We start from the raw sequence: 20,279 nt of genomic DNA, 5'->3' as shown, positions 1-20,279 counted from the left end.
GCCTCCCTCTCGACACAGGGCCGCGTCACTCCAGGCCGAAGATGTAATGGTAGACGGGTTGCCCCCCGTCGATGACCTCCACCTCCAGGCCCTTCTCTTCCAGGAAGCGGACGATGTCCCCTTGATCCCTGCCCGCGGCCCCCTCTCCCACGATCACGCTCACTATCTCCCCGCCCTCCTCGACCATCCTCTCCAGGAGCTGCAGGGCGGCCTGCTTGAGGTCCTCCGACTTGGAGACTATCTCCCCATGATAAAGCCCGATATAGGAACCCTTCTTGATCTTACCCAGGCTGCACTTGCTGTCCCGCACCGCGGTGGTCACCGCGCCCGTCCGTACCCCCTGGAGGGCCTCAGCCATACGCCTCCGGTTCTCCTCCCAGCCGGCACGGGGGTCGAAGGCCACCATGGCCGCGAAACCCTCGGTTATGGCCGTGGCCGGGATGACCTCCACTTCCTTGGAGGTCAGGGTTCTGGTCTGTTCGGCGGCGGGGATGATGTTCCGGTTGTTGGGGATGAGGAGAACGCGATTTTGGGGCAGGGAGTCCACGGCCTCCAGTAGCTCGGCGGTGCTGGGGTTCATGGACTGCCCCCCGTCCACGATGCGGTCCACGCCCATGGAACGTAGGACGTTCTTGATACCCTCCCCCACCGCCACCGCCACAATCCCCACCGGTTTCTCCGCGGCAGCCTCCTTCCCGGCCGCCGCCTCCCGCATCCCGGCCTCCTCCACCTGTTCCCGCAGGTCGGTTATCTCCACGTCGCTCAGGCGGCCGACCTTGGAGGCCTCCTCGATGACCTTCCCCAGCCGGTCGGTGTGCACGTGTACGCGGTAGAGCTTGTCTCCTCCCACCACCAGGACCGAACCGCCCAGGCGGTGCAGCGTCTCGCGGAACTTCTCCACCCTGGAGTCTTTGCAGTGCAGGATGAACTGGGCCTCGTAGCGGAAATCCTCCAGCCCCGCCCCGGAGGGAAGGTTGGCCTGTTCCACCTCCTCCTCCACCTCGCCCAGCTCCTCCCCGGTGAGGAAGGCCAGAAAACCCTCGAAGATGGCCAGGAGCCCCCGCCCCCCGGCGTCCACCACCCCCGCTTCCTTCAGGACGGGCAAAAGCTCCGGCGTCTGGTCCAGTGCTTCCTTGGCTTTGCGCGTCACGCCGGACAACCACTCCTCGAGCGAGGAGCAGCCGTCCTTGATCCTCTTCCCCTCATCCGAGGCCGCCTTGACCACGGTCAGGATGGTCCCCTCCACGGGTTTCATCACCGCGCGGTAGGCCACCTCGGCGCCGCGGGAGAGCGCCTCGGCCATGGTCTCCACGTCCAGGCTCTCTTTTTCCTCCATCACCTCGGTCATGCCCTTGAGGATCTGGGACAGCACCACCCCGGAATTCCCCCGCGCCCCCATCAGGGAGCCCCTGGAGATGGCCCGGCATATGGAGGCCATGTCCTGGTGGTCGGCCTCGCCCACAGCCTCCTTCACCGCCTGCATGGTGAGGAGCATGTTGGTTCCCGTGTCCCCGTCGGGAACGGGGAAGACGTTCATGGCGTTTATCTCTTCCTTGTGCACCCGGAGGGCGTCGATGGCGGCGTCCACCATGCCCACGAGGTCCCCGGCGCGCAACCTCTCCACCATGCCTCCCACCCCCGAGCTCAGGACTCGCGCACGCCCTGCACGTGGACCTGGACGTCCTCCACCTTGAGCCCGGTGCAGGACTCCACCACGTACCTCACCTGCTCGATGAGGTTGTGGGCCACCTCTACGATGTTCAGGCCCGCTTTCACTATCACGTACAGGTCGAAGCTCACCGCGTCGTCCCTGCGCTTGAGGCGCACGCCCTTGCGCAGGGATTCCCTTCCCAGAAGCTCGGCCACCCCCTCGTGGAAGCTCTGGCTGGCCATCCCCACGATCCCGTAGCAGCGCGTGCAGGTCAGGCCGGCGAGGTCGGCCAGGACCTCGTCCTTGATGGTAATCTTTCCCAGCTCACCCGCTGCGGTCCCTTCCTTCAACCTCTCCCTCCGTGTTTCCCGGCTTCAGGAACGCTTTGATTATAGCAACCGGCCATGACCGGCAACCAGGCGCGCATGCCGGGGGAACCACGCCGTGCGGCGGATCGCGGATCGGGATCCAAACAGAGACGTATCGCTCCGAGAGGCGTTCTCGGATTTGAAAAGTGTCTAGAGACCACGGCGCTGTATCGCTTCGAAAGGCGCTTTCGGGTCGAAAAAGGTCGAGAGACTACACGATCATCCTGGCAGAACAGGCAAATCCAACAGGAAGAAAGGGGTGATCTCTCTTGCTGGACGAAACCGCACTACGCCTGGCGGAAGAAGCGTAGCGGGTAGAGGGGATAGAGGGAAGGATGGTCAAACTGATCTTCCTTTCGGTTGCCTGCGGGAAACACTTCTGGTAACATACATCCGAACGTCCGGAGGAGGTCGATATGTCCAGAGTGTGCGAGATATGCGGTAAACGGCCCGGGTTCGGGTTCAACATAAGCCATTCCCACCGCAAGACCAAGCGCCGCTGGAACCCCAACATCCAGAGGATACGCGTGGTGGTGGACGGAAAGCCCGCGCACATGAACGTGTGCACCAAGTGCATGAAGGCGGGCAAAGTCACCCGCCACTGAGCTTAACACCACCGCCGCGCAGGCCAAGATGCGTCAGGCTCCCGTTGTCTTCCTCCCCCGTCAAGGGGACGAGACGACCGCCTTCTCCACTTCGGATAGCATGCCGTCAAGCGCCTCGATAACCATCTCCGCCTCTCCAACCTCCATGATCAGGGGCGGGAGTATCTGGCTCACCGAGGTGTCGTTGTTGGCGTAGATGGTGAGCACCCCGTGCCGGAACCCGGCCAGGGTCATCAGGGGCCCGCAGGTCTCGTTGGCCATCTTAAGCCCCATCATCAGCCCCCTCTGCCTGGCCTCCACCAGCACCTCCGGGTGGGCGGCGCGCAGCTCCTCAAATCCCCTCCCGAAGACCGCGGCCAGCTCCCGCACGTGCTCCAGGAACCCCTCCTCGGTGATCACCTCGAGCACCTCCAGGGCCACGTGGCAGCCCACCTCGGCACCCCCGAAGGTGGAGACGTGGATGAAAGGATTGGCATCCAGGAAGGGGTTGAGACGGTCGGCATAGACGGTGGCGGCTATGGGGTAGATGCCCCCCGAGAGTCCCTTGGCGGTCACCAGTATGTCCGGAGCCACCCCGAAGGTGTCGATGCCCCACACCTCCCCGCACCGGCCCAGCCCCGTCTGGACCTCGTCAATGATCATCACCGCGCCGTAGCGGTCGCAGAGCTCCCTCACCCCGGCGAAGTAGTCCTCGGGCGGGACGACTATCCCCAGGGTGGCGGGGATGGTCTCGAAGATAACCCCGGCGACGCTCTCGTCCATGGCCTCCTCCAGGGCCCGGAGGTCGCCGAAGGGGACCTGCCGGAAACCGGGAGGCAGGGGGCGGAAGGGGTCGCTGTATTTGGGATCCCCGGTGGCCAGGGCGAAACCGGTGTGCCCGTGATAGCCTCCCCGCGCGGAGATGATGCCCGGCCTACCGGTATGCCCGCGGGCCAACTTTATGGCCGTGTCCACGGCCTCACCGCCCCCCACCCCGAAGACCACCCGGTTGAGGTCCCCCGGCGAGAGCTCCGCCAGGCGCTCGGCCAAAAGAGCACGATGCTCGGATATCAGGTGGTGATTGCCGATGTCCAGCTCCCGCAGGGCCTCCTGGAGCGCGGCCACGATGCGGGGATGACGGTGTCCCAGGTTGAAGACCCCACCGTTGCAGTGGCAGTTTATCATCCGGTTGCCGTCCAGGTCCCAGACGTAAATGCCCTCGCGGCGGCCGAAGATGAAGTCTATGCCCACCTCGCGGAAGAAACGGGCCTTGCCGCTGGAGACGTGCCGGGCGAACCTCTCGATCACCCTCTCCTTGTCATCCCTCCCGATAAGGGACATCCCTCCCCACCTCCCCTGTTCTCGATGCCGCGACATGGATCGCGCCGTCACACATCGCCTCTCTCCGCCAAGGCTTGTGATCCGTCCGACCACCATCACTCGGACGCCGCTTTCCTACGGCGGCCTTGCGGGCTGCGTCTCTCGAGCCCTCGCGGCCGCTGCCCTCTCTCCTCGCTCCGCGGACGGCGCAGCTCTGTGCCGCCGTTCAGTTCCAGTTTTTTCCACCATCCGTTTTCTCGCCGACCGCGTGGCCTTCTCCCGCCCGACGGCCGGCGGAGCTGTCACCAGGTGGCGCTACCTCCTCTTTATCCTGCCCGGAAGGATATAGGGATAATCCCGCCTTAACAGGCGGGTGCGCAGGAAACGGTCCAGTCGCCTGAGGTTCAGGTAGAGGGACCAGATCAGGGCGTCCTCGCGGTAATAGGAGCTCACGTCCTTGACGCTGATAGGGGCAATCCCCAGGTCGGTGGCTTCTTCAGAAAAGAACCGGTTGGCCGTCTCCACCAGGTGGGGTATGAGCTCCGCCCTCTGCTCCTTGTAGAAATTGGCGATGAGGTCTATGGCCACGGAACGGAAGTCGTAGTAGCGGGTCATGACGTCCTCGAGGAAGAGGAGGCGGATTATCCACACCAGGAAGGAAGGGGCGCTGCGCAGGAAGAGCTCGGGGTCCAGCTGCTCCTCGCCACGTACCCTGTAAAGCGGGGTGCTGGTGTCCAGGTAAAGGAGGCGGGTGTCGGGCCCAAGGCGGGGGTCCCGGGAGTCGAAGCCCACGATGGACCAGTTGGAGATCTGGCCGTCCACGGCCACCTCCAGGTCGTCCCTCCGGCGGTTGAAGTCGTAGACCTTGCGCAGCTCGCGCAGGACCATCCGCACCAGGGCCGTCACCCCTTCCCGGTCCAGGAGATGGATGGCCCGGTTGCCGATGGAATCCGGGGGGCACATCTCCTGCAGGATGTAAAAGACGGGTCGCCCGCCGGAGGTGACCACCTCCGCGTACCCGTAAGGGGGGAGGTTCAAGCCCACATCCTCGCTCAAGAGGCGGTTGTATTCGCGGTATATCTCCCGGTAGGACTCCATCTCTTCCCGGTCCCTGAAGATGGGCATGCGCTTGACGGCCAGTCCCCGCAGCCCCTCCGCCTGGATCTCGAAGACGGTGCTTATCTCCCCGTAACCCAGTATGCGGGCCGGGATGCGCCCCGCCTCCGGCCGCCTCGGGTCCAGCCCCTCTTCGAACTCCTTGAGCAAAGCCGCATCCACCGTGACCTCCATCTCCCACCATCCTCCACAGGCCGCCTCCGATGCCATCGTGTCTTCAATTCTGCCATAAACCGAGAGGCGCCGGAAATCTCAGCTCATGCCCCCGGCTGGCCAAAGGAGAAGATCCAATTCCATGCGGGTGGGGAAAGCACCACGCGGCGCGAAAATACCCTTTTACGAGGGCGGGAGTAACACCAGAGCAGGAGCAGAAACCGGGGCTTCATCTCTCCGGACAACCGGCCCCGCAGTCGTTCGCGGGCGAACCGGTTATGAGGATGCTCCCGACATCGGGCATGAAAGAGGTACCCGGCGTGAAACATGGCAAGACGTACCCGGTGCGGGGCACGAGAAGGAGTGATGCGATGGGAAGGCGATGGAGGCATAGAAGAGGCCGTCAGCGGCAGCGGGGTTTTCCGTTGGTGATACGGTCATCCTACCTTTAGGAGATAGGCCAGAGCCCCAGCTGGCCAAAGCGCCCATCCGGGTTCTCCCCAACAGAACACAACCGCGCCACATCAGACGCCCCCAAGGGATAAGCCTGCCGCCGTGCGGCCTTGGCGGGCGCAGGACGCCGGAGGCCCGGTTCCCGGTGCCCGGTCCCCCGGTCCATTCCAGGAAAACCCTCCTCTACCTGCCCGTGAGCTCTCTCTCCACGAGCACGGAACCGTCCCGAATGTCCAGCACCCGCACCCATCCCTCCTCCAGCAAACCCACCGTGGGGACACCGTCTCCTTTGGGAAGGGAAGGGCTCCCGGGGTTGCATACCAGGAGTGGCCCGTGTTCCCATAATCCTGGCACGTGGGTATGCCCGCGCACCAGGAGATCCACGCCGTACCCCGCGGCCATCTCCGCCAGCTCCACCTCCCCTATGGCATCCCCGTGGGTGAGCATCACCCTCACCCCCTCCAGCCAGCAGACCACATAGGGGGAGAGTATGGGGTCGCGCAGGGCCGCCTGGTCCACCTCCGAATCGCAGTTCCCGCGAGCGTGGAGGATGGGGACGGGGCACTCGTTCAGCTCCCTGGCCATCTCCCGCGGGTCGTACTCGGGGAGGACGGGGTTGAAAGCCCCGTTGTACAGGTGGTCCCCGGCGTGGAGGATGAGCTGGCATCCCTTCAGGTGTTCCATGCACTTCCTCCACGCGACGGGGTCGCCGTGCGTATCGCTCACCAGACCTATCCGCATCGTCCCTCCTTCTCTCCTTCCCGATCCCGAGCAGGACTACATCCACATCGCGTGCGTCGAAAGACACCCCGCTTTCGATTCTTTCCCCTCAACCGCCCTTCCCGGCGTTCCTTTCCGATCAGCCTTCCGGCCACGGCGGGTTCACCGGTCCCCTCCCCTTTCCCAGGCGCAGGGAACGGGCGAGGGCGCGGGTGACGAAATCCTTGGCCCCCCGCACCGCTTCCAGGGGTTCCCATCCCAGAGCCAGGTAGGCGGCCACGGCAGCGGAAAAGACGCATCCCGTGCCGTGGTCGTCGGCGGTCCTCACCCTCGGCGCTCTCATCTCATGGTAATCCCTTCCATCGTAGAAAACGTCCAGAGCCTCCTCCCCGCCCAGATGGCCCCCTTTCACCACCACCGTGCGCGCTCCCATGGAATACAGGAGGCGCGCCGCCTTCCTCATCCCCGCGGCGTCCGCGACCTCCTGCCCGGTGAGGAGGGAGGCCTCCCCCAGGTTGGGGGTGAAGACCAGCGCGTGGGGAAGGAGCTCCTCGAGCAGCGCTTCCATCCCGAGGTCCTCCAGGAGAGGGGCGCCGCTGGTGGACATCACCACGGGGTCGATAACCATCTTTTTCCATCCCATGCTCTCCGCCAGCCCGGCCACCGCGCGGACCACCTCCGCCGTGGCCAGCATGCCCGTCTTCACCGCCGCCGGCCTCAGGTCGGAGACCACCGCCTCCACTTGCGAGACCACCACATCAGCCGGCAGGTCGAAGCGGGAGAGCACTCCCGAGGTGTTCTGGGAGGTGACGCTGGTGATGGCGCACGTCCCGTGCACGCCCAAGGCATAGAAGGTCTTGAGGTCGGCCTGCACGCCGGCCCCACCTCCGGAATCGGAGCCGGCGACGGTCAGCGCCACCGGCCATTCCCTCCGGGCGACCTTCCCCTCCGAGTCCTTGCCGGCCATCTCACGCCTCCCGGAAGTGTTCGTAACCCGTTTCCGGCGCGTCGACGACCCTGCCCTCAGCGTCCAACAGCGCCACCCCCTCGCCTTCCCTGACCCGGCCGATGACCGTGGCCGGTAACTCCTCCACGAGGAGGGGCGCCAGCCTCTGGTCCGCGATCAGCACCAGCTCGTAGTCCTCCCCGCCCGCCAGCGCCGCCCGCAAAGGGTCCAGCCCCAGCTCCTCCGCAAGGCGGTGGGCGGCGTCCGATATGGGTATATTTTCCAGAAAGATATCCACGCCCACCCCGCTCTCCTCGCAGATGTGGCCGACGTCGCGCAGTAGGCCGTCGCTTACGTCGATGGCCCCCGTCGCTCCCAGGCGGAGCGCCCTCCTCCCCTCCTCCAGGCGCGGCTCGGGGTAGAGGTGGCGCCGGGCACGGTGGTCGTCCGGCCCGCCGCCTCGCATGAGGAACTGCAACCCCAGCCACGATTCCCCCAACGTCCCGGTGACCAACACCGCCTGTCCCGGGCGGGCTCCTCCCCTGACCAGGAAGCCTTCCCCGTCCAGCGCGCCCAGGAGGGACACGGAGACGAAGGTCCTCTCCGGGGAACGCACCACGTCCCCTCCCGCCACCCGGCAGTTGAAGCGGCGGGCGCAATCCGAGAGTCCCCGGTACATCTCCTCCATCCAGGAGACCTCCTCTTCCCCGCACAGGCCCAGGACGACCAGGGCGAAAGAAGGCCCGCCTCCCCCCATGGCCGCCAGGTCGGAGAGGTTGACGGCAAGCGCCTTGAAGCCCAGGGAATACCACGGGGTGTAGGAAGGGTCAAAATGGACCCCCTCCACCAGGGCGTCCGCGGTGTAGGCCCAACGGCGGCCGGCGCCGTCCCTGAGCACCGCGGCGTCGTCTCCCGCGCCGAGGAGGAGATCGCCTTCCGGCGCTCCGGTCAACCGGCGCAGGGCGCGGATAAGCCCGAACTCGCCGCTCTCCGAAACCTTCATCCCTCCATCAGCCCCGATCCTCTTCTCCGCGGCGCCACGGCGCGACTCCGCCTACAGGCCCCTAAAGGCATCGGGCGTACGGAACATGTGTGTACATCTCCCCCGTGTGCAGTTCATACCTCGACCTTGGGAAACATGCCGCCACCTGCGGGGCGTGTCTCCGGACGGAAGTGTCGCTCTTGCCGTCCATCTACGCCTACCACGTACAGACGCTCGACGCTTGTGAAAATAAACGGGCGTAGACATCGCCCCCTGCGGTGTCCCGTGCCTCTTCCCCCTTCGGGGCCAAGGGCGATCGGCGTCCCGACTTTCGCGCCCTCAACCGCGAACCGCATCGCCCCCGTTGCTTTCTCCGGCCAACAACCGGCCCGCCGCCGCCGATCCGGACGCCAACCGAAAATCGCGTTTTCCCCCCGTAAACTCAAATCCCCGTTCGTCTTCCTCATCCCTCCTGCGCAATGCTCCCCAAACCATAAAGGAGCCATGGCCATCCATCTGGAGGTCGGAAACCGTGCCGCGACCCTCCCCGCCAAGCTCGACCCGAGGGTCGCCCGCCGTCGCGTCCACCCGCCGTCCCACTGCCGGTATCTCAAGACATGTTTTCACTCGCAGACCGGGACCTCCTCCTTTCCCAGGAAATGGGAGATGAAGCGCATGGCGCAGAAATCCCCGCACATGGTGCAGGCCCTCTCTCCCTCCACCTGTCTCTCCCCGAAGAGCCGCCGGGCCTTCTCCCTGTCCAGGGCCAACTCGAGCTGCGCTTCCCAGTCCAGCGCCTTGCGGGCCCGGCTCATGCGCAGGTCCCACTCCCTGGCCGCCGGGATCCCGCGGGCGATGTCCGCAGCGTGACCGGCGATGCGGGTGATGATGACCCCTTCCCTCACGTCCTCCGCAGTGGGGAGGCCCAGATGCTCGCGAGGGGTAACGTAGCACAGGAAGTCCGCTCCCGCCATGGCCGCCAGGGCACCCCCTATGGCCGCGGCCACGTGGTCGTGCCCGGCGGCCACGTCGGTGACCAGGGGTCCGAGCACGTAGAAGGGCGCCCCCCGGGTCACCGCCTTGGCCAGGCTCACGTTGGCCTCCACCTGATGGAGGGGGATATGCCCCGGACCTTCCACCATGCACTGTACACCCGCCTCGCGGCAGCGCTGTACCAGCTCTCCCAGCACCACCAGCTCGGCCACCTGGGCGGCATCGGTGGCGTCCTCGATGCACCCCGGCCGCAGCCCGTCACCCAGGGACAGGGTCACCTCGTGGCGGCGGGCGATCTCCAGGAGGCGGTCGAAATCCTCGTAAAAGGGGTTCTCCTTCTCGTTGTGTAGTATCCACCCGGCCAGGAAGGCGCCGCCGCGGCTGACGATGTCCGCTACCCGGGGGTTGGCTTTCAAGGTCTCCAGGACACGCATGGTGACCCCGCAATGGACGGTTATGAAGTCTATGCCCGAGGCGCAGTGGTCCTCCACGGCCCGGAACATGTCCTCGGGGGTCATGGCCACGATGCTCCCCCGTTCCTCCTGGGCCCGCACCGCCGCCTGATATATGGGGACCGAACCCACCGGAAGCGGCGAGGCGTCCACTATGGCCTCGCGCACCCGGTCCAGGGGCCCTCCCGTGGAGAGGTCCATGACCGCGTCCGCCCCCGCTTCCACCGCGGCGCGCAGCTTCTCCAATTCTTCCTCCAGGCCAGCATAATCGCTGGAGGTCCCGAGGTTGGCGTTCACCTTCACCCGGGAGCCGCCGCCGATTATGCACGGGCGCTCCGGACTGCGCGCCCGGTTGCAGGGAAAGACCGCCTTTCCCTCCACTATGGCCCCGGCCACCTCCTCCAGGGGAAGGCTCTCCTCCTCGGCCGCCTTCCTCAGGGCCGGGGGCGCATCGCCCCTCCTCAACTTTTCCATCAAGGTCTCTTCCATCCGCGCACGCTCCTCCTCCCCCACAGGGGCTTTCTTCTCTTGCTACGGCCGCCTTCCCCGGCCCGCAGGCGCAAAGCGCCGCTCCGGTACAGATCCTGCGTCACTTGCACCTTCTGCTTCGCTTCGCTCCTTGAGTCGCCCGGCTGCCGGATACGCATATGGTAAATATTTACATTTTCTCCCGCCTGTTCCGCGTTCCGCCTCCTGCCGTTCCTCACCCTTCACGATCGCCGCCCCGTTTCGGAGTCCCGGGTTTTGAAGCATATCACGCACGACAGGCATCCACGGCGCGACGCAATCTCCTCACCGCCTCCTCCATGTCCCTTGCCGAGGTGACCGCGGAGATGACCGCTATGCCGTCCGCACCGGCCGCGAAGACCTCCTCCAGGTTGTCCTCGTTTATCCCCCCTATGGCCACCAGCGGCAGGCCCACCGCATTGCGTATGGCCCTCAACCCTTCCAGGCCCAGAGGTCCCCCCGCATCCGGCTTGCTGGGTGTGGGGAACACCGGGCCCACACCCAGGTAATCGGCCCCTTCCCTCTCCGCGGCCAGGGCCTCCTCCACCGAGCTCGCCGAGACACCGAGCACGGCACCCGCTCCCAGGATGCGCCGTGCCGCGGAGGCCGGCAGGTCCTCCTGCCCCAGGTGCACGCCGTCGGCGCCCGCCGCCAGGGCCACGTCCACGCGGTCGTTGACCAGGAAGAGCCGTCCTCCCCCGCTTCCTCTCACCAGCTCCAGCGCTTCCAGGGCCAGGCGGTAGAGTTCGGCGCCTCCCACCTCCTTGTCCCGGAGCTGTACGGCATCGGCCCCGCCGGCAAGGGCGGCTCGCACCACGTCGAGATGCCCCCATCCCCCGCCGGCGTCAGCCGCGGTTATCACGTACAGCCCCAGTTCGAGACCTTTTCCTCTTTCTCGATTAGTTACCATCTTTTTCCTTTTACCTCACCAAGCTCCCGCACGCGGCGGGACCGTCCTTTTTCCGCTCCTTCTCCCAGCCTAAAGGAGGACAGCACCCCTTCGGTCGTCCCGGAAGACGGGGATAAACGTCTTCACCCGCCCGCTCCGAGGAGCTCGAGGGCCAGTTCCGCGGCTCTCCGCCCGGAGAGGAGCATGCCCCCGAACACCGCTCCCATGCGGTGAGACCCGAAGACGGCATTGGCGGTCATCCCGGCCACTATGAGCCCGGGGTGGACCTCCCGGGTGTTGCCCACCAGGGCCTCCTCCCCCTTAGCCGCCCACATGGGCCTCTCACCTATCACCCCGCCCGACTGCGTGGGTAGGCGCAGCCCGGGCACTTTGCGCAACAGCGTCCGGCAGACCTCAGCGTCGTGGCCTGTGGCGTCGATAACCAGCCTGGACCTCACGGCCATAGGGTCAACGTGTAGACCGGCCCTCTCCACGGCCATCCAGTTGAGGACCACCCCGCATACCCGGTCATCCTCCCGGAGCACAAGGTCCTCCACGCCCATGCCCACCCAGATGCGAGCCCCGGCATGCACCGCGGCGGCGGTACAGCAGGAGACCGCCTCCACGGAGTCGGCCACGTATAGCCCGTCTTCCGCCGCCCGGAGAGTGACCCCCGCCTCCTGCAGGATGGGGGCCGCTTCCTCCTGGACGACTATGCGGGGAAAAAGCATCCCGCCTCCCCACATCCCCCCTCCAACGTGGAGGTTCCTCTCGAACACCGCCGTCCTCAGTCCCGCCCTGGAAAGATAGCGGGCAGCGGTTATGCCCGCCGGCCCCGCCCCGGCGACGGCCACGTCCAGCTCCAGGTCGGCCAGGAAATCCTCGCAGAAGGAGCGGGTGATGAGAGCGGTGATGGTGGTCTCCTCGACGGTCATAGCACCTCCTTCAACCCGGTTCATCTTGGTATTAGTTCTATCTCCCGCTTTCCCGCGTCCGAGCAATCCCTGGTATCTCCGGGCGATTGCCTTACCCTGTTAGGGTTCCCGCCGTTTCCGCGCTCTTGCTCTTCATTCCACCGGCGGTTATCTCGCTCCAGGGCCTCTCCCCGCACCGCCGGCGTACCGCTAACCCGTTTCTACGGGGCCTTGAGCCAACGCGCCTTCCCGTGCGGCGGCCCTGGAGATGAACGTCCATCATGCCCTTCTTCTACGCCTCTCCGGGAGGCCCGTTCACCCACGGGACAAATACCCCCGACAACAGAAGCGCCGCCACCAGAAGGTAAGCGGCGCATAAAGAAAGGCAATCGATCCCGCGCCATGTTCCCTTCGCTGGCATTACCCAGATCAGGTTCAGAGGGTATGCTCTCAGCCCCCGCTCGGGAGCACCCCTACATGGCCTGACTTCCTTATCAAGGTACGGAAGAAAATTCCTTTGCCTCCATGATAAACCCGCAAAGGTAATTCGTCCATAAGGAGCGTCACGAATGAGGGGCCTTCCATTTTTACCCCTTTCATCTTCCCCTGGGCGAAGAAAGGCCTCTTTCGACATTCACGTTCGGGAATCGGTTCCGGCGGCCCAGGTCGAGCGGTGGTTCAATGTAGCCACACCGTATTCCTTCCTCATGCCCTTCTTCCTCCCGTCCACCCTTCTCTGTGGCATCTCAGGGCTTGAAGCCAACCACCACGTGGCCTCCCGTCCAGGCCCCCTGCGTAGTTGAAGTACATGGGGCGCTCGCAGACGATGGGGAGGTCCGAGGTGACCTTTACGGAGACGTCCCGGTTCTCACCCACCGCGGCCTTCACGTTCACCGTGGCCCGGGAGGTCTTTCCTATGGGGAGGTCCTGCTCCTTGGTGGAGCCGTCTGCGAACATGTAGGTGATGTGCGCCGTGGTGGCCACTTCGTTGGGGTTCATGAGGCAGAGGTACTCCTCGAAGGTGTCCTTTCCGGTGTAGCCCTCGGCGAAGTAGAAGGTGTTGGCGGCGAAGTGAGCCACGAGCTCTTTGTCCCATAGGACATTGAAGGTGTATGGGTTCTCGTACACGTGTGCGGGTCCGTCATCCCAGTAGACGAAATGCCATCCCGGCGCGGCTACGGCGGTGACGGTCACCTGCTGGCCGCTGGAGTAGGTCCCCGCCCCGGTGACGGTCCCCGCTCCTGCGGGCGAGACGGAGCAGGAGAGGGTGTAGGTGTCCGGGGCGAACTCGGCCACCAGGGTGCGGTCGGAGGCGGCAGTGAACTGGTAGGGGTTGTCCGTTCTCACCTCCACCACCAATCCGGGTCCAGGTTGGGTTTCTGGGAGAGTATCAAAGCCGCCACTCCCGCGGCTATGGGACAAGCCATGGAGGTCCCGCTCATGAAGGAATAGTTCCGGGTGCAGCCCAGGCCGTTCAGGGCCACGGTGTAGGTGGGCATGGTGGACATCACGCTCCCCCCGGGGGCGAAGAGGTCCACGCTGCTGTTGTGCGTGGAAAAGGAGGCCGCGGCGAAGAGGGTAACCCCTTCCCAATAGGCGTAGCTCAGGGCCTCCTCCTCGGCCCTGGAATAGCCCTCGCTCCCGTAGCTCATGCTGATGATGTCCGCCCCGTTGTCCACCGCATAGTAGATGGCCTCCACGATTTCCACGGTGGCCATGTTCCCGCTGCAGTCCCCTGCCCTAAGGGGCATGATCTCCACCCAGGGACAGGTCCCCGCCACGCCGACGGAGTTGTCCGTCTCCGCCCCCACGATTCCCGCGCAGTGGGTGCCGTGCCCGTTGTCGTCCCGGGGATTGCGGTTGGCGTTGGTGTGGAAATAAAGGTCACCCTCGATATGATTGATCCAGCTGGAAGTGTTCGAATCATAACCCCACTCGCAGCCCTCGACACAATAATCGTAAGTGTTCCGGTCGTCATTGAGGTGATAATGGTTACTCGCGTCGCTCTGGGACGTGTCGACGACCAGGTAGTAGGTGTTTCCCTCCACGAGGCTCACCGCGCCGGAGAGGTCCTTTGTCACCTCCTGTTCCGTGGAGGAGACCTCCGAGGGCTGGATGACGGCCGAGGCCAGGTCCGCGCCGTTCAGGTCAGCACGGACGGAGACGTCGATGGGTTGGGTAGGGGCACCCGCCTTGGAGAGCATGATTCCCGCCGAGGTCAGGTCGCATCCCCTCCCCGTTATGGGCTGTGCGTAGATCTGGCTGTCCCCGTCAAGTCCCAGGTGCCAGGGGTTGTTGTAGTAGAAATTGGAGATGCCCGCCCAGTTCCTGCCCCGGCTCCCTCGCGGAACTCCACCAGCACCTGGCCCGGCAAGTACTTTTCCCCGCTTGCCCCGGGGACTGCCGACCCCGAATCCTTGGAGGCCTGGCCCTCGCCGCCGGCGGCGAAAGCCACTCCCGCCGCCGCCAGAAGCAGGAGAATAGGGAACAGCAATCGGATGGCTAACCTCCGAAAGCCCCGCAAAGGGCTCATCCCCTGACCCTCTTTTTGCATCGGAGCCGCCACGCCTCACGAAAAAAAGAGGAGGAGAGTGTCCGGAAACCCCCTCCTCTTCTTGCCGCATATGCGAGGGGTCGGCATACCGGAAAACTTTGCTCTATATCCCGGATATCGGCTAATTCACCTTTATGGCCTTTAAGGCCATCCTCGGCCGCCAAAGGCAGCATTGAGGCGCCTCTCCTACCTCCCTGCATCCTTCCCCATGTCCCGCTTTCCTCGCTCCTCCTTTTTCCTATCCCCTCTCTCCTCCTCTCATCTCCTTTTCCCCTTGTTCTACTTTCCGTGGCTATTCCTCTGGAACCAGCCGAGTTTCCGCGACTTTTCAACATACTCCCACTCGAGGCGGCAACATCGTGGATGAAGGGAAGTGGACCGATATTTAACCGGTTGACACCTTGAGCATCCTGCAGGCGACAGGGACTCGACCTCCAGGAAGAACCCGCAAGATCCGATCGTCTCCGCGGGGTGGAACTGTTTCCCAGGGCAATGTCTTACAGGATTCTATTTAATTTCCATGGATCTGACCGCCGGTGCCCATCCGGCTGTTTCGCCCGGTCGACCTCCGAGGAAGCGGCTCCTGCAATACTATGCCTTAAAGGGTGACCTGACTTAAAGGATGGCCAAATTTTCTGGGTTCATAACGGCGATCATCCACTCCACGGTTTCGCCTGGTCGACGTCCGGGGAAGCGGCTCCTGTAAATGACACCCCGAAGAATTATCGGATTCCCGGGCTTCATCCCGGACCGCCCACCTTGATGGTCCGCCCGTCGGAGCCTTATGTGCAACCAGCCCAAGGTGATACCGATTTAGTAATCCGATCTACCCTACCCGGGTCCGCAAGGATCCCGGCCGGACCGGGTCACCGGGCAGATACTCAGGAGGGCGGTGGCTCGCGGGCGATGCGCCACCAGGAGATCCGATCTTCCCCTACCGGAGCTCGAGGCAGAACTTTCCCGGCCTATTCGGGGGATGACGCCTGGAGAGCCGCTGTTCCGCGTGGTGATGCCCCCTGTCTTGGTTGCTCGGTGTTCAGCGTGGTGATGCCCCATGTCGTGGTTATTATAATATCCTCGAAGGGAGCGTGGTGTTCATGGCCGAGGAGAGGGATGAGATAAGGGATAAAGGTATCGCCTCCGAGAGCGCCGGCACTCCAGGAGAGGAAAAGGACGCCGTTTTCTCCTCCGACCCCGGGAGGGAGGAAGCGGAGAACCCCGGCGAGTCCGCAGGGCAGGCCGGAAAGAAAGGCCGGGCCACAACGAAGGATGGCGGCTCCGCCGGCGGGGGAACCGAGCGGAGGACGAGAAAAGCTGCTTCCTCCTCGCGGGGAGGAGAGACGGCGACCGAGACTCCGGAGGGGCGCGAGACCCATTCCGAGGAGAAAGTGGGCGAGGAGAGCGGTGCGGCCTCCCGAAGCGGTGAAGCGAAAAGGGAGAAGGTGAGCGAGGAGGAGTTCCGCCGTCTGGTGGAGGAAAGCCTGGAAAGGGTCACCGTGGAGGAGGTGACCCTCACGGTTATGAACCAGTTCGCCAGCCTGGGTTACCTGAAGATGGGACTGCCGGAGAGCGTCAACCTGAAATACCGGGACCTCTCTCAGGCCCTGCTGGCCATAGACCTGCTGGAGGCCATGATAAAGGGCGCGGAGGGGAAGATACCGGAGGAGAGCCTTAAGCCCTTTCGCGGCACCCTGGCCAATCTCCAGCTGAACTACGTGCAGCTAAAAAAGCGGCTGGGGTGACGTCGTGCGGGGTCATGCGGCGGCTCCGGATCCATGATTGCCCCGCAGTGCGCCGGCCCGCTCTGATGCAAGGGTGATGAATCCCGCCGCGACGGAACACCGTTTCGCGAGCCCGCATCGCCTCTCAAGAGAAGGCGTTGAGCGTCCTTCAGGGAAGTAAGGGCGTCCCGCCGGTCAGAGAGAAGGCCGATCACGAGAGGCGTCACTCCCAGGAGATGGCATCCACGGCGCCGAGGGAGAGGTACACGAACTCCCTTTCATGCCTCTCGCCGGCCAGGGTGCAGCTGACGTCCTTGAGCACCAGGATTCCGCCCTCCTCCACCTTCTCCAGGTTCCCCCGGAAATAATGCCCGCCCCTGGTCCAGACCATGAGCTCGCCTCCACCGCGGGAGCTCAGCAGAGGGATAAAGACATTCTCGTCCTGCACGGCCTTCATTCACCACCTTTCAGACTCTCCAGTCGCCGGCGCGCCCTCTTGTCGTGAGGCCTGTAGAAAAGGTAGTCCTCGAGATCCTGCACCGCCTCCCGGGTCCTCCCCATTTCCATCCAGGCCAGGGCCCTCTTATAATAGGCCTGCGCGTAATCCGGGTAGAGCTCGATAGCCATGGAATAGTCTTCCACAGCCGAGGAGTGATCTCCTACCGAAGCCCGCACATCGCCGCGGGCCGTATAGGCGGCGGCGAAATCGGGTTTGAGGGCGATGGCCCGGCTCAGAGGCTCCACGGCCTCGTCGTGGCGTCCCGCTTTTCCGAGGGCCACCCCGAGGTTGTACCATCCCACCACGAACTCGGGATAGAGTTCGACGGCGCGACGGTACAGGGGGATGGATTCCACATATTCGCCGCGCGAGTCGTGCAGCTGGGCCCGGGAGTTGAGCTCCGTGGCCTCCTTTATGGCCTCTATGCGCCCTCCGGAGAGGGCGAATCCGCAGACGGGGCACCTTTCCACCCCGGCGGGGATCTCCTTGCTGCAGTTGAAGCACCGTGTAGTTCCGGCCACGACCTTCCCCCGCAAAAAATGGTGCCCTTGGGGAGATTCGAACTCCCGCACGTGGCTCCGGAGGCCACTGCTCTATCCGCTGAGCTACAAGGGCACCGTCTTCTCAGAACGCCATCAAAATATTATCAATCCCCGCCCGCCGTTTCAATTCGGCCGGGCGGTGGCGGGCTCGAATCGCCACACCCCATCTTCCTCCCGGCGCCTCACCCGCCCTCCTTCCTCCAGGATGAGCAGGTGCCCCAAAGCCTCCTTCAGGGCCAGGAAGTGGTCCACGTCGGGCGGTTTGTCCCTCACTTGGGGAAAGAGCCGCAGGGCTACCTCCCACACCGTACGCCAGCCCTCCATCACCGCTTCTTCCGTCTTCTCCAGCCTCTTCCGGTGGTGGAGGATGTTGAAGTCAATCCTCCTCCTCACGTTGCTTATTGGCCGTCCGTGCCCGGGGTAGGCGGTCTCCACCCGCATGTCCTTGAGGCGTTCCAGGGAGGATATGAACTGGGGGAGCCCCGTGAGGCGGCCTTGCCGCGGTGGGCAGTAGAGCTCCGGGTTGGGAGTGATGGAACGCATGAGATGGTCTCCCGAGAAGAGGATACCCTCCTCGGGCTCGTAAAAGCAGAGGTGGCCGGCGGTATGCCCCGGGGTATGCACCACCTCGAGGAGGCGATCTCCAGCCGGGACCCTCTCCCCTCCCTCCAGCTTCAGCCCCAGAGGGCACGGCTCGGAGAGCTCTATCCACCGATGGGCGATGGAGAAGACGGAATCCGAGACCTCTTTGGGAAAGCCCAGCGCGGCGCTCAGGTCGGCATAGCATCGGTATTCCCGCCGCAAACGGCTGCGGACCCGCTCTATGCGCGGAGCCTCATACCGGTGCGCCGCCACCACCGCTCCCGTGGAGCGCCTTATCCTGTCCGCCGACCCGAAGTGATCGATGTGCGAATGGGTCAGGTAAAGATAGGAGAGGCGGCTTGACCCCGCGTAGCGAAGGGCCCCCTCCACCACCTCGGCCAGGAAGGGGTGAAAGGGGCCCGCGTCGATGAGGGCCGGCTCCCTCCCCAGGAAGAGGTAGAGGTTCACGTTGCGCAGGACATGGGGTATGGGGATGTCGATATGGATTATGTCCTCCCTTATGGGCCTCACCAGCCCGGAGTAATCGAAGTCCGAGGGGATCATCCCACCATCGCCGTGTCCAGATAGGGTTCCCAGCTGGGGTGGATGTCCCCCGCCAGAGCCAGGAACCAGATGTGGTCGTGGGGCTGGAAGGGTTTGCGCAGCAGCTTCAAGCCCGCCTCGGCGGGGAGGCGGTTCATCTTGCGGGCGTTGCACCTCCGGCAGGCGGCTACCACGTTCTCCCAGGTGTGCTCCCCTCCCCGGCTGCGCGGGACGACGTGGTCGATGCTCTCCGCCCTACCCCCGCAGTACTGGCAGGTATGGTTGTCCCGGGCGAAGACGGCGCGGCGGCTCAAGGCCACCGAGCGGTAGGGAACGCGCACGTAATAGGCCAGCCGGATGACCGTGGGGAAGGGCATGTTCAGTTTCTCGGAACGCAGATACCCCTCCCCCTCCTCGATGATCTCCGCCTTCTTCTTGAGGACCAGGACCACAGCCCTCCTGAGGTTCACAAGGTTCAGGGGTTGATAGGATGCGTTGAGAACCAGTACACGCGTCATCCCGTCCATTGCCGCCGCACACACCAAACCAGGTTTTGCCGCTTGCCGTGTGCTACCGACCTCCTTCGCGCGCTCCCCAAAAACGATAACTTGCCCTTAATGATACCCGATGTCCCTGACCTTGAACAGCCGGAACCACGGCCGAGCCGTTCGAGTCCGCGAGATGCAATCGAGGAGAAATGCGTCTCTCGTCGCGAGTGCCGGGATATTCCGGGGGCGGCGGCTCAATCCCCTCCGCTTCCCTAACCCTTCCCTCCGCCCAGGGCGCCCACGCTCTCTAGCAACCGCAGGGCGGCGAGTTCCGCCAGGACGGAAAGGTCCTCGGTGGGAAGATAACTTGGCGCCGTGGCGTCGAAGAAGACCCGCGCCGAAGCGGGGAACTCTTCGTCAGCCTCGTTGAAGACCAAAAGCAGGGGCACGCGGGGGAGGACATCCCAGACGGCCGCCACGTCACCGGGAAGGTCCACAGGGCGGGCGGTCGCGGAAGCCCACCTCCTCAGAGCCTCCAGGCGGCCGGCCAGCCCGAGCGAAAGGGGCCTCTCCACCTCGGCGGCGAAGGCCGGCTCGTGATAGCGGGCCCCGGGAAGGTCCCGGTAGGCCACCCACTGGCCGCGCACCCGGGACCCGTCCGCCTGGACCAGGTAGTGGAGGAGGATGAGGGCCTCCCGGGCCCCGGAGGCGCTGCCGTCCTCGCGGCTGACCACTCCCTCGGGGTAGGATACCGTGTACCTCTCGCCGAAGAAGGGGACGACGAAACGCCGTCCCGGGTAGGAATAGAAGGTGCCCGAGCGGGCGGCCATCCAGGAGGGGTCCAACGACCGGAACCTGCGGACAGCGGCCTCCCGTGCCTCTCCCAACTCTTGCGGCGTGTGTTCCAGGGCCATTTGTCACCTCGAAAAGGTCCGTGCTTTCCCGATGGCTCCTCGCGCGGCGTCCCGTCCCCCTATTTCCGCCAGTCCCCGCGCCTCCCGCTTCGACATCTTCCCGTGATGGGATAGGGGGCGAGAAGCCCCGCATCGTCTCCCTGCCCGCCGGAGGAAAAGGCCTCCGCGCGCCCTTTCCTTGAAGATATATCAAATCGTTCCCTTTTGGCCATGCGGCAGGAAAAATTTTTCTCCCCGTTCCTGCCGTCCTTTGCGGTGAGAGAGGTTTTTCCCTGGTCGTCTTCTTCCAAGAATCGGAGAAATCACCCCTTTCTTCCTTTCGTTCTTGCCTCTCTTGCCGGGATGACGGGGTGGTTTATCGACTTCTTTCAACCTGAAAAGTGCCCTC

19 protein-coding genes, 1 tRNA gene and 1 riboswitch are annotated in these 20,279 nt (G+C 64.5%); of the genes, 2 read left to right on the top strand and 18 right to left on the bottom strand.

Annotated features, from left to right (window positions below; genetic code table 11):
• Positions 1 to 25 precede the first annotated feature (25 nt).
• Positions 26 to 1,627 carry a DAK2 domain-containing protein gene (locus H7007_RS11870; protein WP_287155520.1) on the bottom strand — a complete coding sequence of 534 codons (1,602 nt, stop codon included), beginning with the start codon at positions 1,625 to 1,627 and terminating at the stop codon, positions 26 to 28.
• A gap of 17 nt (positions 1,628 to 1,644) precedes the next feature.
• The gene (locus H7007_RS11865; RefSeq protein ID WP_287155519.1) at positions 1,645 to 2,001 is read right to left on the bottom strand and encodes an Asp23/Gls24 family envelope stress response protein; all 357 of its coding nucleotides are present in this window, start codon (positions 1,999 to 2,001) and stop codon (positions 1,645 to 1,647) included.
• A 434-nt stretch (positions 2,002 to 2,435) separates the two neighbouring features.
• On the opposite strand from H7007_RS11865, the gene rpmB reads away from it, so the two are divergent.
• A complete protein-coding gene (rpmB, locus tag H7007_RS11860; RefSeq protein WP_287155518.1) occupies positions 2,436 to 2,624 on the top strand; it encodes a 50S ribosomal protein L28 in 189 nt (62 codons plus the stop codon).
• Positions 2,625 to 2,684: 60 nt separating this feature from the next.
• Here rpmB and H7007_RS11855 read toward each other — a convergent pair whose 3' ends face one another.
• The 10 genes from H7007_RS11855 to H7007_RS11810 all read right to left on the bottom strand — a co-directional run bounded on the left by H7007_RS11855 (position 2,685) and on the right by H7007_RS11810 (position 14,252).
• On the bottom strand, positions 2,685 to 3,944 hold the full coding sequence (locus H7007_RS11855) for an aspartate aminotransferase family protein (protein WP_287155517.1): 1,260 nt from the start codon (positions 3,942 to 3,944) through the stop codon (positions 2,685 to 2,687).
• A gap of 294 nt (positions 3,945 to 4,238) precedes the next feature.
• Entirely contained in the window at positions 4,239 to 5,213 is a 975-nt protein-coding gene (locus tag H7007_RS11850; protein ID WP_287155516.1) for a DUF6206 family protein, read from the bottom strand.
• A 615-nt stretch (positions 5,214 to 5,828) separates the two neighbouring features.
• Positions 5,829 to 6,386 (bottom strand): phosphodiesterase, encoded by a 558-nt coding sequence (gene yfcE, locus H7007_RS11845; protein WP_287155515.1) that lies wholly within the window; start codon positions 6,384 to 6,386, stop codon positions 5,829 to 5,831.
• 118 nt (positions 6,387 to 6,504) lie between these two features.
• A complete protein-coding gene (gene thiD, locus H7007_RS11840) occupies positions 6,505 to 7,332 on the bottom strand; it encodes a bifunctional hydroxymethylpyrimidine kinase/phosphomethylpyrimidine kinase (protein ID WP_287155513.1) in 828 nt (275 codons plus the stop codon).
• A gap of 1 nt (position 7,333) precedes the next feature.
• Positions 7,334 to 8,314 carry a thiamine-phosphate kinase gene (thiL, locus tag H7007_RS11835; RefSeq protein ID WP_287155512.1) on the bottom strand — a complete coding sequence of 327 codons (981 nt, stop codon included), beginning with the start codon at positions 8,312 to 8,314 and terminating at the stop codon, positions 7,334 to 7,336.
• A 602-nt stretch (positions 8,315 to 8,916) separates the two neighbouring features.
• On the bottom strand, positions 8,917 to 10,227 hold the full coding sequence (gene thiC, locus H7007_RS11830) for a phosphomethylpyrimidine synthase ThiC (RefSeq protein WP_287155511.1): 1,311 nt from the start codon (positions 10,225 to 10,227) through the stop codon (positions 8,917 to 8,919).
• A gap of 265 nt (positions 10,228 to 10,492) precedes the next feature.
• Positions 10,493 to 11,155 carry a thiamine phosphate synthase gene (thiE, locus tag H7007_RS11825; protein WP_287155510.1) on the bottom strand — a complete coding sequence of 221 codons (663 nt, stop codon included), beginning with the start codon at positions 11,153 to 11,155 and terminating at the stop codon, positions 10,493 to 10,495.
• A gap of 122 nt (positions 11,156 to 11,277) precedes the next feature.
• The gene (locus H7007_RS11820; protein ID WP_287155508.1) at positions 11,278 to 12,069 is read right to left on the bottom strand and encodes a sulfide-dependent adenosine diphosphate thiazole synthase; all 792 of its coding nucleotides are present in this window, start codon (positions 12,067 to 12,069) and stop codon (positions 11,278 to 11,280) included.
• A 368-nt stretch (positions 12,070 to 12,437) separates the two neighbouring features.
• Positions 12,438 to 12,533, bottom strand: a riboswitch (TPP riboswitch).
• A 220-nt stretch (positions 12,534 to 12,753) separates the two neighbouring features.
• Complete coding sequence (locus tag H7007_RS11815) at positions 12,754 to 13,404, bottom strand: InlB B-repeat-containing protein (protein WP_287155506.1); 651 nt, start codon at positions 13,402 to 13,404, stop codon at positions 12,754 to 12,756.
• A complete protein-coding gene (locus tag H7007_RS11810) occupies positions 13,392 to 14,252 on the bottom strand; it encodes a S8 family serine peptidase (protein WP_287155504.1) in 861 nt (286 codons plus the stop codon). The genes H7007_RS11815 and H7007_RS11810 overlap by 13 nt, the downstream gene beginning before the upstream one ends.
• A gap of 1,447 nt (positions 14,253 to 15,699) precedes the next feature.
• On the opposite strand from H7007_RS11810, the gene H7007_RS11805 reads away from it, so the two are divergent.
• Positions 15,700 to 16,344, top strand: coding sequence for a hypothetical protein (locus H7007_RS11805; protein WP_287155503.1), 645 nt, complete (start codon positions 15,700 to 15,702; stop codon positions 16,342 to 16,344).
• A gap of 202 nt (positions 16,345 to 16,546) precedes the next feature.
• Here the strand turns inward: H7007_RS11805 and H7007_RS11800 are convergent, their stop codons facing one another.
• From H7007_RS11800 to H7007_RS11775, 6 genes are all read right to left on the bottom strand, one after another.
• Positions 16,547 to 16,780: a hypothetical protein gene (locus tag H7007_RS11800; RefSeq protein WP_287155502.1), complete on the bottom strand. Its 234-nt coding sequence runs from the start codon at positions 16,778 to 16,780 to the stop codon at positions 16,547 to 16,549.
• Positions 16,777 to 17,343 (bottom strand): tetratricopeptide repeat protein, encoded by a 567-nt coding sequence (locus tag H7007_RS11795; RefSeq protein ID WP_287155501.1) that lies wholly within the window; start codon positions 17,341 to 17,343, stop codon positions 16,777 to 16,779. Before H7007_RS11795 ends, H7007_RS11800 begins: the two co-directional genes overlap by 4 nt.
• Before the next feature lie 19 nt (positions 17,344 to 17,362).
• Positions 17,363 to 17,437: transfer RNA gene (locus H7007_RS11790), tRNA-Arg, on the bottom strand.
• Positions 17,438 to 17,487: 50 nt separating this feature from the next.
• Positions 17,488 to 18,510: an MBL fold metallo-hydrolase gene (locus H7007_RS11785; RefSeq protein WP_287155499.1), complete on the bottom strand. Its 1,023-nt coding sequence runs from the start codon at positions 18,508 to 18,510 to the stop codon at positions 17,488 to 17,490.
• On the bottom strand, positions 18,507 to 19,007 hold the full coding sequence (locus H7007_RS11780; RefSeq protein ID WP_350340653.1) for an HNH endonuclease: 501 nt from the start codon (positions 19,005 to 19,007) through the stop codon (positions 18,507 to 18,509). Before H7007_RS11780 ends, H7007_RS11785 begins: the two co-directional genes overlap by 4 nt.
• Before the next feature lie 242 nt (positions 19,008 to 19,249).
• Positions 19,250 to 19,891, bottom strand: a complete 642-nt coding sequence (locus tag H7007_RS11775; protein ID WP_287155497.1) for a DUF3786 domain-containing protein — start codon at positions 19,889 to 19,891, stop codon at positions 19,250 to 19,252.
• Positions 19,892 to 20,279: the final 388 nt, after the last annotated feature.

Source organism: Candidatus Solincola tengchongensis (assembly GCF_015711935.1).
Taxonomy (GTDB): domain Bacteria; phylum Actinomycetota; class Geothermincolia; order Geothermincolales; family RBG-13-55-18; genus Solincola_A; species Solincola_A tengchongensis.
The sequence above is the reverse complement of the archived record's forward strand: the minus strand, read 5'-3'. Positions and strand labels throughout refer to the sequence as shown.